The organism is Fictibacillus fluitans, assembly GCF_030418125.1.
Lineage (GTDB): Bacteria > Bacillota > Bacilli > Bacillales > Fictibacillaceae > Fictibacillus_C > Fictibacillus_C fluitans.
In genome coordinates this window covers 992905-1006507 of sequence record NZ_JAUHTR010000001.1, presented here as the reverse complement: position 1 = coordinate 1006507, position 13603 = coordinate 992905, and the positions used below count along the sequence as shown (strand labels likewise).

Annotated in this window: 16 protein-coding genes and 1 riboswitch; of the genes, 12 read left to right on the top strand and 4 right to left on the bottom strand. The window is 43.9% G+C overall.

The window, feature by feature from the left end:
* Window positions 1-24 precede the first annotated feature (24 nt).
* From QYB97_RS05020 to QYB97_RS05010, 3 genes are all read left to right on the top strand, one after another.
* Entirely contained in the window at window positions 25-1524 is a 1500-nt protein-coding gene (locus QYB97_RS05020) for a spore germination protein (protein WP_301164829.1), read from the top strand.
* On the top strand, window positions 1521-2738 hold the full coding sequence (locus tag QYB97_RS05015) for a Ger(x)C family spore germination protein (protein ID WP_301164828.1): 1218 nt from the start codon (window positions 1521-1523) through the stop codon (window positions 2736-2738). The genes QYB97_RS05020 and QYB97_RS05015 overlap by 4 nt, the downstream gene beginning before the upstream one ends.
* 150 nt (window positions 2739-2888) lie before the next feature.
* The gene (locus tag QYB97_RS05010; protein ID WP_301164827.1) at window positions 2889-3983 is read left to right on the top strand and encodes a GerAB/ArcD/ProY family transporter; all 1095 of its coding nucleotides are present in this window, start codon (window positions 2889-2891) and stop codon (window positions 3981-3983) included.
* A gap of 28 nt (window positions 3984-4011) precedes the next feature.
* Here the strand turns inward: QYB97_RS05010 and QYB97_RS05005 are convergent, their stop codons facing one another.
* The 3 genes from QYB97_RS05005 to QYB97_RS04995 all read right to left on the bottom strand — a co-directional run bounded on the left by QYB97_RS05005 (window position 4012) and on the right by QYB97_RS04995 (window position 5691).
* A complete protein-coding gene (locus QYB97_RS05005) occupies window positions 4012-4947 on the bottom strand; it encodes a YecA family protein (RefSeq protein ID WP_301164826.1) in 936 nt (311 codons plus the stop codon).
* Window positions 4948-5090: 143 nt separating this feature from the next.
* Window positions 5091-5321, bottom strand: coding sequence for an IDEAL domain-containing protein (locus QYB97_RS05000; RefSeq protein ID WP_301164825.1), 231 nt, complete (start codon window positions 5319-5321; stop codon window positions 5091-5093).
* Between the two features lie 130 nt (window positions 5322-5451).
* On the bottom strand, window positions 5452-5691 hold the full coding sequence (locus tag QYB97_RS04995) for a hypothetical protein (protein WP_301164824.1): 240 nt from the start codon (window positions 5689-5691) through the stop codon (window positions 5452-5454).
* A gap of 159 nt (window positions 5692-5850) precedes the next feature.
* Window positions 5851-5953, top strand: a riboswitch (TPP riboswitch).
* A gap of 80 nt (window positions 5954-6033) precedes the next feature.
* On the opposite strand from QYB97_RS04995, the gene thiD reads away from it, so the two are divergent.
* The 9 genes from thiD to QYB97_RS04950 all read left to right on the top strand — a co-directional run bounded on the left by thiD (window position 6034) and on the right by QYB97_RS04950 (window position 13190).
* Window positions 6034-6843, top strand: coding sequence for a bifunctional hydroxymethylpyrimidine kinase/phosphomethylpyrimidine kinase (gene thiD, locus QYB97_RS04990; RefSeq protein ID WP_301164823.1), 810 nt, complete (start codon window positions 6034-6036; stop codon window positions 6841-6843).
* Window positions 6840-7661 (top strand): hydroxyethylthiazole kinase, encoded by an 822-nt coding sequence (thiM, locus tag QYB97_RS04985; RefSeq protein WP_301164822.1) that lies wholly within the window; start codon window positions 6840-6842, stop codon window positions 7659-7661. Before thiD ends, thiM begins: the two co-directional genes overlap by 4 nt.
* Complete coding sequence (thiE, locus tag QYB97_RS04980; protein WP_301164821.1) at window positions 7658-8338, top strand: thiamine phosphate synthase; 681 nt, start codon at window positions 7658-7660, stop codon at window positions 8336-8338. The genes thiM and thiE overlap by 4 nt, the downstream gene beginning before the upstream one ends.
* A gap of 64 nt (window positions 8339-8402) precedes the next feature.
* The gene (locus tag QYB97_RS04975) at window positions 8403-8645 is read left to right on the top strand and encodes a hypothetical protein (RefSeq protein WP_301164820.1); all 243 of its coding nucleotides are present in this window, start codon (window positions 8403-8405) and stop codon (window positions 8643-8645) included.
* A 115-nt stretch (window positions 8646-8760) separates the two neighbouring features.
* Window positions 8761-9360, top strand: coding sequence for an ArsR/SmtB family transcription factor (locus QYB97_RS04970; RefSeq protein WP_301164819.1), 600 nt, complete (start codon window positions 8761-8763; stop codon window positions 9358-9360).
* Window positions 9360-9614: a hypothetical protein gene (locus QYB97_RS04965; protein ID WP_301164818.1), complete on the top strand. Its 255-nt coding sequence runs from the start codon at window positions 9360-9362 to the stop codon at window positions 9612-9614. Before QYB97_RS04970 ends, QYB97_RS04965 begins: the two co-directional genes overlap by 1 nt.
* Window positions 9611-10219 (top strand): ATP-dependent Clp endopeptidase proteolytic subunit ClpP, encoded by a 609-nt coding sequence (gene clpP / locus QYB97_RS04960; RefSeq protein ID WP_301164929.1) that lies wholly within the window; start codon window positions 9611-9613, stop codon window positions 10217-10219. The genes QYB97_RS04965 and clpP overlap by 4 nt, the downstream gene beginning before the upstream one ends.
* Window positions 10220-10349: 130 nt before the next feature.
* A complete protein-coding gene (locus QYB97_RS04955; protein ID WP_301164817.1) occupies window positions 10350-11873 on the top strand; it encodes an MDR family MFS transporter in 1524 nt (507 codons plus the stop codon).
* Window positions 11874-11966: 93 nt separating this feature from the next.
* Window positions 11967-13190, top strand: a complete 1224-nt coding sequence (locus QYB97_RS04950) for an MFS transporter (RefSeq protein ID WP_301164928.1) — start codon at window positions 11967-11969, stop codon at window positions 13188-13190.
* 37 nt (window positions 13191-13227) lie between these two features.
* Here QYB97_RS04950 and QYB97_RS04945 read toward each other — a convergent pair whose 3' ends face one another.
* A complete protein-coding gene (locus QYB97_RS04945; RefSeq protein ID WP_301164816.1) occupies window positions 13228-13455 on the bottom strand; it encodes a hypothetical protein in 228 nt (75 codons plus the stop codon).
* Window positions 13456-13603: the final 148 nt, after the last annotated feature.

Sequence of the window (13603 nt, the reverse complement as noted above, 5' to 3'; positions counted from 1 at the left end):
GAAAGACGGAATGGAGGTGGATGGATGAAAATGAAAAGGCGATTGAAACGGCGGCCAACTGCGGGCTCAGAGGCAAAAGCTTATGAAAATATTGAAGTATCGCAGGTTGTTCAAGAGAATTTGGAACACCTTAAGAATATCCTTGGTGAAAGCATGGACGTTAAGATTTTGTTCTTTAGTGACCGTCCTATCCCCTTTGTTGTTTGCTTTATTGAAGGACTTGTAAACAAACAGCAGATTGACTTATCCATTCTGCAGCCTATACATGACTGGCAGGACGGGGAAGAAGATGTTATCCCTGAGAAGCTTATTAGCCAAATAGAAGTTTCATCTGCTGTCAGCAAGCATCAGTTGTTTGGCCATATTATTACCCCGGTGTTAAAAGGGCAGGTGGCCGTCTTTGTGGATGGAGCGAACACTGCCTATACGATCCCGCTTGAGTTTTTTCCAACGAGAGGCATCGATGAGCCTGAATCACAGACCACGGTCAGGGGACCGCGTGAAGGATTCATTGAAACATTGCAAATCAATACGACTCTTTTGAGACGAAGAATATCGAATCCGCAGCTTCGCTTTAAATCGCTTCAGGTGGGAAATATCACAAAGACCTCAGTATTGGTTGCCTATATGAAGAACAAAGCGGATCAGCAAGTACTGAATGAGGTAATGAACAGGCTTCACAACCTGGACACGGAAAAGGTATTTGAAGGCGGGATGATCGAGGAACTCATCGATGAAAACGGCTATACTCCTTTTCCTACGTTTCAATCGACAGAACGTCCAGACATCGCTGCAGCTGCACTTGCTGAAGGGAAAATTGTCATCATGATGGAAGGAACCCCCTTTGTTCTTGTAACACCGGTCACCTTTATTTCCTTCTTCCAGGCGGCTGAGGATTATTACAGCCATTATGACCTATCGATATTGGTGCGATTGATCCGGCTTTTATCGTTCGGTATATCAATTGCTCTTCCCGGCGTGTTTATTGCTGTGACAAGCTTTCATCAGGAGCTTATCCCGCCAAATCTCCTGATTAGTCTGGCGGCACAGCGGGAAGGCGTGCCTTTTCCGGCATTTATGGAAGCCTTGATCATGGAAGTCATTTTTGAAATACTGCGGGAAGCGGGAATCAGGATGCCCCGCCCAATTGGTTCAGCGGTTTCCATCGTTGGAGCGATTGTTATTGGAGAATCCGCCGTTGCCGCTGGACTTGTATCACCGGCCATCGTAATTGTGGTCTCGCTAACCGCAATTTCAAGCTTTGTTTCTCCTTACTACGCGTTTAGCGGTGCAGCCAGACTTTTGCGCTTTCTGCTCATGGTGCTGGCGGCCAGTGTTGGAATGTATGGCATCATTATATTTATGCTGGCCTTATTCATCCATCTGTGCTCATTGACGTCAATGGGAAGACCTTATTTTACGTCCATGGCACCTTTTACCGATGAACAGGATGATACCATGCTGCGTCTGCCGTTTTGGTGGAAGAATACAAAGTTTTATAAAAAATGGAAGTCGCAGTCATGAAAAAGAGTATTTCATTGTTACTTGTCATTGTATGTTTGCTGCTGTTCACGGGCTGTAATGGAAGAAGGGAGCTTAATGAACTTCTCATCGTATCTTCACTTGGCATCGATCTCGCAAAAAATGGAGAAACCGAGGTGCATCTTCAGGTTGTTAATCCTGGCGGAATGGCAGGGAATCAGGGAGGAGCACCTTCCGGCGGTTCCGGAGGAGCGGTGTACACCTATAGTATTAAGGGAGCCACTGTTTATGAAGCCATTCAGAAAGCAGGGCAGATCGTCCCGCGTTATTTAATGTTTTCTCACATTAACAGTCTTGTTATTGGTGAGGATTTCGCAAGAAAAAAAGGAATCCGTCCGATTTTTGACTTTGTGGAACGAAACCATGAATTTCGGGAAACGGTACCGATGTTTATCGCAAAGGACTCTATGGCAAAAGACATACTTACCCTGTTCACTCCTATTTTTAAAAACCCGGGGGAATCGTTGAACAACCGGCTGGATTTATCTGCGCTCTCTACCGGTCTATCTGAAGGTGTTCAGGAAAAGGAAGTGGTGAGGTGGGAGTTTGGCGAAAAACGGGATCCTGCTATTCCGGGCGTAAAAGTTTTTCATAAATCCCCAAAGGGAGACGAAACTTCCATTCTGGATGGGATTAAAGCAAATAATAAAACCTTTATTATTACAGGAACCGCCCTTTTCAAAAAGGATAAGTTGGTTGGCTGGATGAACGGCGGAGAATCAAAGGGCTGGGCAATGATTACGGGTAAAACGAACGAACTTTCGATTTTTACAAAAACATGCGGAAAGAAAAAAGGCCATCTGGGCTTTGTGGCAAAGGAAATTAACACTAAGGTAAAACCAGTAATAAAGGGAGACCACATCTCTTTTGACGTACACGTAACCGGGAAGGGCTATCTTCAGGAAGTTACCTGCAACGTAAACGTAGGCGATCCGATGGAGTTGAAAAAAATGGAGGGTTATATTAGCAAAGTAGTTGAAGACGAGATTAACCAGGCAGTTCAGAAAGCCCAAGCAAAAAAGGCGGATGTATTCGGTTTTGGCCGGCTTCTTAATGAAAATCATCCTGAGATCTGGAAAGTGAAAGAAGATCAATGGAAACAGGAATTTGCAAAGGTAAAGGTACGTCCTATTGCAAAAATAACATTAGTGACGACAGGTGCGAGAATTGAAACAGTCAACCAGCAAAAAAAATAACCGGAAATATCATATTGTGCTGACCGTTTTTTGGATGATTTCTCTTTTATATACATTCAGCTATTTTACCGGCCGGAATTTCTTTCATTTTACGAAAGGTATTAACAAAATCTTTGTACCGATTTATGAAATGTGGTTTGGAGGCTAACGATGAGCCATAAATTAAACCAGTGGCAGCTGCTCCTGCTGACGATCAGCTTTTTGGTAGGAAGCTCTCTGCTGCTGGCACCCAACTTAACTTCCTTTTATTCGGAACAGGATGCCTGGCTGTCCATGATCATTGCATTGGCCGTTGGGCTTATCCTTAACTGGCTGTGGATCTATTTATTGTCCCTGTACCAGTACCAATCCATTTTTGTCATTGTGGAGAAAGCGGCTGGCAAATGGATTGGCGGACTGGTTTCCCTTTTAATCGTGTTTTATGCACTTCATCTTTGTTCCTATGTGGTCCGAAATGTAAGCAATTTTATGATCTCCGCTGTTTTGCCCGATACTAACGCGTGGACGTTTCAGATCATGCTCATCCTCGTCTCTCTTTATACCTGTTATTACGGGCTTAGTAATATCGCCAGGGTGAATGAATTTCTGAATCCGATTATGGCTGCTCTCTTTCTGGTATCCCTTTTATTGACGCTTAACCGCTTTGAACTGCACAACCTGAAGCCTTTCCTTCAGCAGCCTCCAAAAAACATTCTTCAGGGGGCCTACACAACGACAGGATTTCCGTTTATTGAGGTTATCCTGCTTGGAACCGTATTTACATATGTATCGAAAAAGAAGAATTTGATCAAGACTTATTTGTCTGCAATTGGTATTTCAGGTGCCATTCTTCTTGTTACCATTATTATTGTAGTCGGGTGTGATGGCTACTATCTGGTAAGCAGGAATACGTTCCCAACTTTCGAGCTTATGCGCGCCATCAATGTTGTTAAGCTTTTGGAGAGAATTGAGGTGCTGGTCGGGGTCGTATGGATTGTGGGTATTTTTACGAAAATTGCTCTATGTTTTTATGCGGGTCTGATGGGGCTTCAGCATGTGTCCAAACATCACCGCTACAGAACGTTTTTGCTGCCAGCAGGATTGTTGGTCTGGGCAATGTCCAACCATGAACATTCCAACACGATGGAGTTTACCGATTTTGTTGCGAAAAATTGGACGCTCTGGTGGTTTACCCTCTATATTATCCTGATTGTCGTGATGCTGATCGGGATTATGCGAAAGAAAAACAAACCACCTCAAAGTTAAAGAACCTGCCATTGGCAGGTTCTTTTTCTTATTGAATGATATTTTTTAACTGACGGTATTTGGCAGAAAGGCTGGAGGCAGAAACAGCGTACATCGCAGCGGTTTCCGCCTGTGATGTGTTTTCTTCAAAAAGGTGTTTGCTGACATAGTAATGAAGTGCTGCTGCGAAGAGCTCTTCTTTTCGAATGGTTAGCTTTTGGCTGCTGTTCCATAGGCCCCACAAAGGAACCGCCTTTTCATATATGTCTGCAGAAGCGGTATGTTTTAGCGCACCCAGAACCAAATCATTTACCGGATCAGCCGGCTTGCTGGACATAAGAAGGTGAAGAATCGCTGGGAAATCATCCTTCATTGTTAATTGTTCTGATTGATAAGTTTGTATTTTCATTATCAGATCAGAAGCAGAACCCGCAATTTTAGCATAATCAATATAAAATTCATGTTGTTCTCCGGTACTGATCAGTGAGCCTGCAAGCACTGACTGCACCTCAGGCAGGATCTCTGAATGGATTTCAACCGTATACTCCTGATGAGTAAAATAATCTTTAAGCGTGTACACGATTCGGCTTGATTTCGATTCAACGGTGTACAATGATGGATTCGTGTTTTTCCACTCTTTCAATACATCGTAAACTTGAGGAGCTTCTTTTTGTTCCTGAAGGTAAAGCTCTATAGGTGCTTTGCCATCCTGAACCGCTGAGTGAAAAATAAGCCAGCATACCATCAAATTTGCGTAGGTCTCCACCTGTTTATCATCAATGTTGTATTTCTGGATAAAATTCCGTGTTTGTTTTCCCATGACTTCATGAAAGTTGTCAAAAGCAAACTTTGCAAGGCCTTCCAGATGACGGCTGATTTCAACCATTTGATTCATCCTGGTCGTTGTCATTGACCGTTGACAGCAATGTTTGTATTTTTTCCCGCTTCCGCATGGACAAGGATCGTTTCGTCTTACTTTACTCATGTTACCCTCCGTACGTACTGCTCTTGTTGTAAATAATCACTTTGTAAATACTAGCATAATCGTGTGATAATGCAACTTTTTGCCATGCAGTGCAGAAGGGAGAGGGTAAAAAAAAAGAAATCAAACCACAAAGGTTTGATTTCTTATCCCAGAAAGCGAAGATATTCATCGGTTAATTCCATGAACCTTGCTTCGTCTCGTTTCTCAAGGGCATCATCTATTTGTTCTTTATAACGTTTAGTTTGGAAAGAATGCAAGGATTCATCAAGGATCATCTGAGCAACCATATTAAAAGCGAACGGGTCATTTTTCTTCTGAAGTTTGTATTTCACAAGATCGTTCATATCTTTATTATACGACGTATTATCTTTCATGCTCTATTCCTCCTTGAATATTTTTGCAGAAGCTAGTGTGACTATAGCTAATGCTTTAGTGGGTTTTTACTAGTATACTTATACTAAGAGATAATAGCAACCATTTAATTCTGAAAATTTAGATTTATTTTTATTGCTTTTCCAAATTCAGATCAGCCAGAACCTCATCCACGGAATGGAAAGTCTTACTTCCCAGCTGCTCACCGCCTTCCATGTCAAATTCTCGCAGTTCATAAACTTCTTCTGTCGGGATATATTTGACTTCGACGGGATTGGTGTAATTTCTTGAGAACGATTCTTCTGACTGAGCATGACTGTATACATCTTCTGGGTTGTTTTTTAAGTTTTGCAGTTTCTCTCTTATATTCATAATTTCTCTCCCTCCAGAGTTTCTATCGGGTGTTGTATAAAATATGCCCGAACCATGCTCATTTTAAACGCAGTTCACTAACTTTTCGACATTTTCCATATTTCCGGTTTGACGCTTTGTTGGATGTTCGATACGATATAAAGTAATAATATTTATAGCAATGACCACTGGGGGAGCTTGTTGTAAGCTGAGAAAAGATTGACTTTGACCCTTTGAACCTGATACGGATCATACCGTCGTAGGGAAGTGGCTTAAACGCAATACCAGTTAAATGACAATGTTTAAGCCGCCTTCTCTTGAGGGCGGCTTTTTTGTATAAGCCAAGAAAAGAAGGAGATTTTGATGATGTCCATTACACCAAAAGCGTTAACCATTGCCGGATCAGATTCCGGGGGAGGAGCTGGTATACAAGCCGATTTAAAAACCTTTCAGGAGCTGGGAGCCTATGGAATGTCGGTCATAACAGCGGTAACCGCCCAAAACACAAAAGGCGTCCAAAATATTCATGCCATACCGGTTGAGATGGTGGTGGACCAGCTGAAAAGCATTGCAGACGATTTGCAGCCCCATGCGCTTAAGACAGGTATGCTTTTCAGCGTTGAAATCATTGAAGCGGTATCCTCTCATATCCGGGAATTTCATTGGAACAATGTCGTGGTGGATCCGGTAATGATTGCCAAGGGAGGATCGGAGCTTCTGCGGAAGGATGCTGTAGAAGCTTTAAAAAAATACCTTTTGCCTCTTGCTGATATATTGACTCCGAATATCCCTGAGGCAGAACAGTTAACAGGAAGAACAATCGCTGATAAACGGGGCAGGGAAGACGCAGCTAGATTTTTGCATGATCTCGGAGCAAAGAAGATTGTTATTAAAGGCGGTCATCTTCCGCATGAAAGTGAACCGGTGGATCTGTATTATGACGGGGAACAAATGATTGAATTTAAAGGCAAGCGCATTGAAACATCACAGACTCATGGAACCGGCTGTACCTTTGCTGCTGCCATAACAGCCGAACTGGCCAGAGGAAAGTCTCCCGCAGAGGCTGTACAGACCGCCAAAGCATTTATACAGGAGGCAATCAGCAGTCCGCTTCACCTTGGAAGCGGGCATGGACCCACCAACCACTGGGCATACAGGAGGAACAATCAATGACAAAATTAACGAACCTGTTAACAGAAATCCGTGTAAAAAAGCCATTGATTCATCATATAACAAATCAGGTGACGATGAATTTTCTTGCCAATGGAATTCTTGCTGCCGGAGGGAGCCCCATGATGGCTCATCACTATGAGGAAGCGGCAGAAGCTGTCATGGCTGCCGACGCCCTCATACTGAATATCGGTACCGTTGAGCCAGATTTGGTAAAAGGAATGATTCTTGCGGGTAAAAAAGCGAAAGACAACGGTATACCAGTTGTGCTTGACCCTGTTGGTGCCGGATTGTCTTCATTAAGAAAAACAGCGGTTGCAGACATCATTGATGAAGTATCTCCAGATGTGATCTGCGGAAATGCGGCGGAAATAGCTTTCTTAAGCGGAGAAAAATGGAGCGGGAAAGGAGTAGACGGAAGTCTTGCTGAAGACAGTTCTGAACTTGCCCGCTATGCAGCAACCCGCCTGAATGGAATGGTCGCCATCACCGGTAAAGAGGATATTCTGAGTAACGGCAAAGAAACAATATTGATAAAAGGCGGAGATGAAATGCTTTCCTATGTGACAGGGACAGGCTGCTTATCCACCTCTTTGATCGGGTTGTTCCTTGCGAAATCTGTAACTGTTGATTTGACTCCGTTAGAACGGGCGGCTGGATCACTTACTTATCTGGGGCTTTGTGCCGAACGGGCGGTTTCCGGCACACGCGGACCTGGCAGTTTTCAAACGGCATTCTTGGATGAGCTGTATCTTTTCCGTGATGAAGAACTCGATGAGAGAGGCAGATGGGATGTTGTGCTTGGAGGAAACAGCCGATGAACCAGTACATGCTGAAAGAAAAAATGAAGGTATATTTTATTATGGGCAGCACCAATTGTTCAACAGATGCAGAAGAAGTACTGGAGAAGGCGCTGAAAGGTGGAGCAACACTTTTTCAATTCCGGGAAAAAGGCACGGGCTGTCTGGAAGGGGGAAGCCGGACAGAACTCGCTATGGCTCTTCAAAAAGTCTGCCGCCGGTACAACGTTCCATTTATTATTAATGACGATATTCAATTAATGAAGCATTTGGATGCTGACGGACTGCATGTTGGCCAGGAAGACGGAGACCTTGCAGAAATACGCAAAGCCATTCCGGGGAAATTGCTGGGTGTTTCCGTCCACAATTTGAAAGAAGCCCGGCATGCTCTTGAAGTTGGTGCTGATTATCTTGGAGTCGGACCAATTTATCCAACAGGAACAAAAACCGATACACGGCCGGTGATGGGGTATTCGGTGATCCGTGAACTGCGGGAAAACGGGATTGATGCACCCATCGTGGGAATTGGCGGTATTAGTGCGAGCAATGCATCCGGTGTCACTCAGGCAGGGGCTGACGGTGTGGCTGTCATTACGGCCATCAGCAGCCATCAGGAACCGGATGAAGCTGCATATGAGCTTCTGAAATCGGTAGAGAAAGGCAAAGAGAGTAACCCTTCAAACAAAATTATCAAATAGGAAGGGCACTGTTTTCATGCGTTTTCCGTACAATAAATGGACGATGCATGAAAGAGGTGTCTCTATGAAAAAACGGAGCAAAGCCTGGTCATATAGCGAGATGGCCCTTTTATTGGTCAGCTTTTTAGGCGCGCTTTGGAACGGTATTTACGTCAACAGCCCTTCCGTTCTTTTTGCCATTCTTGCTGTTGTTTTTATGTTCCGGGCGGTGGAACGCTATTATTTTTGGTTGAAAATGGAATTTTACTTTAATACAGGCATGGTACTGGTTTTTATTATTCTGGCCGCTGTGCCGTTCCTCAAGTAACAGAAGCGTTTGCTTCTGTTTTTTTGTTGTTTAAAATTAAAATGGTTTGACAAAAATAAGCCTAACGTAATAAAATATTTTTACGTAATACATTTACTTTGAGTGAGGTGAAGCTGTGAACAAGAATGCGCGAATTGAGGAGACGTTTTTGATTACATTGCCCGAACAGGCTGCCGCCCTTTTGCATCCCATCCGTTCGGAGATTGTGGCTGCCTTGAAAGCACCCGCTTCGGCCACAGAACTTGCCAAAATGCTTAAGGAAACACCGCAAAAAATAAATTATCATTTGAAAGCTCTCGAAAAAGTAGGACTTGTGCAAAAGGTTGGCACAAGGAATGTCAGAAATTTAGTAGAAGTACTATACCAGGCAGTGGCAAAAACCCTGATTTTGTCTGAATCACTTGGCCTTTCTCCCGAAACAGCACAAAAATTGCAGGATCAGCAAGCTCTTGCTCATGTATTATCATTGACTGAAACGATAAAAAAAGATGCCCTGCAGCTCATGGAACAGGCAGAAGAAGCACAAATTCCCAGCGCCGTTCTTCAGGCAGCCGTCCATTTAAGCGGGGAAGAAGAGCGTAACGAATTTATTAACGAATATTTCTCGCTGCTGCACCGGTTAATTGAAAAATACCAATCGGGTGAAAAGGAAAACGGCAAGGAATACCAGGTATCCATTGCTGTTTATCCAAAGCCTGAAGGAGGAAAACAGTGATGAGTGACGTGAAGAAACAGCCTTCTCTCGTATGGGAAAAAAACAAGCCGCAAAAGCTGCAGGACGAAAAAGTGATCATACTTCGAGACAGAAAAGATGAGCAGGAACAGAAGACAAGGGAAGAGCTGCGAACGGAAATCACAATTGAAGCAGAAAACAAAAAACCAGCACATGTTGTTTATATTACATCGGGATTTGGAAAAATTGCTGCCGGCAGCACGGGATCTTCTTCACCGTACTGCATGGCAGCATAAGAAAAGTACAGGAGGAAAAGATCATGAACTTAGTGCCAATGGTTGTTGAAACCACGAACAGGGGCGAGCGCTCCTATGATATTTATTCAAGGCTGCTAAAAGACCGTATTGTAATTATTGGGAGCCCGATTGATGACAATGTATCCAACTCCGTTGTCGCTCAGCTGCTCTTCCTTGCAGCAGAAGATCCGGATAAAGATATTTCCATCTATATTAATTCTCCCGGTGGATCTGTAACAGCAGGTTTGGCCATTTATGATACGATGCAATTTATTAAACCCGATGTATCAACGATATGTATCGGAATGGCAGCCTCCATGGGAGCCATCCTTCTGATTGCGGGAGCAGAAGGGAAGCGTTATGCACTGCCGAATGCTGAAGTCATGATTCACCAGCCGCTGGGCGGTACAGAGGGTCAGGCTGCAGATATGATCATCCATGCGAAACGCATTATCCAGACGCGGGAGATTTTAAATAAAATTATCTCTGACCGCTCGGGTCAGCCAATGGATCGGGTTGAAAAGGATACGGACAGAGACTTTTTTATGACAGCCCAGCAAGCCCTGGACTACGGCATTATTAACAAAGTCATTGAAAAATTGTAGGATGGTACGAGAAAGAGCCGGTGAGCTCTTTCTTTTTTTGTGTGCTTTTGTTTCATCAGAGCAGGAATAGCTGCTTTCAAGGAGAAAAGAATAGGGCTGTCCCTATAAAAATGACAAGGAGAAAGATTGTATGGTAAATCAACAAAGCAGCAAGAAGTTTGTCGTCGCGGGCCTTCTGCTGGGGATTTTAATGTCAGCCATGGATAACACCATTGTGGCAACAGCGATTGGAACGATTGTTGCGGAATTGGGTGATTTTGAGAAATTCATCTGGGTAACTTCCGCTTATATGATTGCTTCTGTAGCCAGCATGCTGATTTTTGGAAAGCTGTCTGATATGTATGGAAGAAAGAAGTTTTATATTACCGGGCTGGCCCTTTTTATTCTGGGGTCCGTTCTTTGCGGGATGGCTGAGACCATGACACAGCTTAGCCTGTACCGGGCGATTCAGGGAGTAGGAGGCGGCGCTCTGATGCCGATTGCCTTCACCATTATTTTTGATATTTTTCCTGTTGAACAGCGCGGGAAAATGACCGGGCTGTTTGGGGCTGTCTTTGGCATGTCAAGTGTTTTTGGTCCGCTGCTTGGTGCATATTTGACAGATTATCTGGACTGGCGCTGGATTTTTTATGTTAATTTGCCGCTTGGCCTGCTTTCCCTCTTTTTCATTCTCAAGTTCTATTTTGAATCTTTGGAACACCGGGAACAAAAAATTGACTATCTTGGGGCGGTTCTCCTCATTGCATCGCTTGTCAGCCTGATGTTTGCGCTGGAATTTGGAGGAAAGGAATACGCGTGGGATTCTGCGCTCATTCTTTCCCTGCTGGCAGGATTTGCTGTCCTGCTCGTTTTGTTTATTCTGGCTGAGCGCTGGGCAACAGACCCGATTGTATCACTTGATCTCTTTAAAAAGAGGCTCTTTCTCTCAAGCCAGGCCATCGCCTTCTTTTATGGATCAGTGTTCATTTTGGCAACAATGTACATTCCAATCTATATTCAGGGAGTATTCGGGGGATCTGCGACTAATGCAGGCCTTATATTGATGCCCATGATGATTGGTGTGGTGGTGGGAAGCCAGACTGGGGGCCGGACGGTCATCCGTTCATCATACCGGAAAGTCATGATGTTCTCAGGGGTTATTTTTTTGCTCGGCGTTTTTTTGCTCAGTACGATGGATGCCGGCACTTCGAGAATGCTGGTAACACTGTATATGGTGCTTGCAGGAATTGGAGTTGGCTTCTCCTTTCCTGTGCTCAGCATGGCTTCGGTTCATAAACTCGATGCCAGGCAGAGAGGCTCTGCCAATTCCCAGAATGCGTTTTTCCGGCTGATTGGGATGACGCTCGGCATCACCATTTTCGGAACCATTCAGAATAACATGTTAAGTGAGCGGCTGAAGGATGCATTGCCGCAATTTGGCCAGTTCAAACAATCTATGGATTCGAGGGCTCTTTTGCAGCCGGAGGTGCGGAAGCACATCCCTCCTGAGGTTTTGGACAAGATGACGGATATTCTGGCGAACTCTATTGCCGACACATTTGGTTATGCGCTGATTTGTGTTGTGGCTGCACTGCTGTTTATCTTTTTTATGGGTCAGGCACGGGTCAAGGAATCGGATGAATCAGTGAGTAAAGGAAGAGTATCAGAGGGATAACCTCTGATACTTTTTTTCCTGTTAAAAAGGAGGAATCCATGCTAATCTTTTACAATATAAATAGTTTACAGAAAGAAGGAAGAAAGAATGGCAATGGCTTCCGTTAAGAAAGAAGCTCCCGCAACGGAAACGATTTACAAGGTTTTATTTGCAATTAGTTTTGTCCACCTGCTGAATGATGCAATGCAATCGGTTATTCCCGCCATTTTTCCGATATTGGAAAAGTCTATGAATCTTTCCTTTGCACAGCTCGGATGGATTGCGTTTACATTGAACATGACCTCGTCCATTATGCAGCCCGTTGTCGGGTGGTATACCGATAAAAAAACGTCCCCTTTTTTGCTGCCGCTGGGCATGGCGTGCAGCCTTGCCGGTATGGTAGGCATCGCTTTTTCCAGTCAATTCTCATACATATTGCTCTCCGTTATTTTTATTGGACTGGGTTCTGCTGTATTCCATCCGGAAGGGTCACGAGTGGCTTACATGGCAGCAGGCAACAGGAGGGGACTTGCCCAATCAATTTATCAGGTGGGAGGGAATACCGGCCAATCGCTAGCGCCGGTTATGACCGCTCTTGTTTTTGTTCCATTCGGGCAATTTGGCGCTATCTGGTTTACTTTTGTTGCCGCTTTGGCGATTGCTGTCCTGTTTTTTGTTTCCGGCTGGTATCGTACAAGGCTGGGTGCTTTTCCCCGTGTTTCCAAACAAAAAAAGAAGGCAGCGAACCCAAAAAGAAAAAATCAAATCGTATTCGCTGTGTGCCTTCTCGTTTTTCTGGTCTTCGCACGGTCCTGGTATGTATCAGGCATTTCAAATTTCTATCAATTCTATTTAATAAAAAACTATCATTTGTCTATTTCGCACGCACAGTATTATATTTTTGTCTTTTTGGCTGCAGGGGTGGCGGGTACGTTTTTTGGCGGGCCGCTTGCCGACCGTTTTGGAAAACGGAACATGATTTTCTGGTCCATGCTCGGTTCTGCTCCTCTTACCATGCTGCTTCCGTATGTTAGTCTGCTATGGGTTTACCCGGTCTTTTTGCTGCTTGGATTTATTATTATGACCAGTTTTTCAGTGACTGTCGTATATGCACAGGAGCTTCTTCCTGGCCGTATCGGAATGGTTTCGGGTCTTATTGTAGGGCTGGCTTTCGGGATGGGAGCGCTGGGCTCCGTGATTTTGGGGAATCTGGCGGATTTGCACAGCGTGCGCTTCATTATGCTGCTTGTCAGTTTTTTGCCGCTTGCAGGAGTATTGACATTCCTTTTGCCTAATGATCAAACGGTCAGGGCATGGGAGAAAGAACAATCCAGTTAAGATAAAAAAACCGGTGCCACATGGCACCAGTTTTTCGTTATCGCTTTCCTTCCGCGGGATTAAGATTTTTTTCGGAAGATGAAGTGCTTTTCGTTTCTTCCTTATTTCTTTCTTCTGCATTTTCATCTTCTATATCTTCGAGAGGGAGATCGTCAGCAGGCATGACGAGCTGATCTCGTTCCAGTTGTTTTTTCTGACTTTTTTCAAAGGCATCATTTCTGTCATTACGGTTCAGCAATTTATCTTGCTTTTTATCATTATCCATATGAAAATCTCTCCTTTTTTTTGTCTGTACTTGTAGTAATAGCCTTTTCAGGATTTTTAAAACCTTTTTTTATTTTAGTAATTGACAAAAACACAATCTACATTAAAATATAGGTAAACGTTTTCATTGAATTTTCTTTGTAAATTAC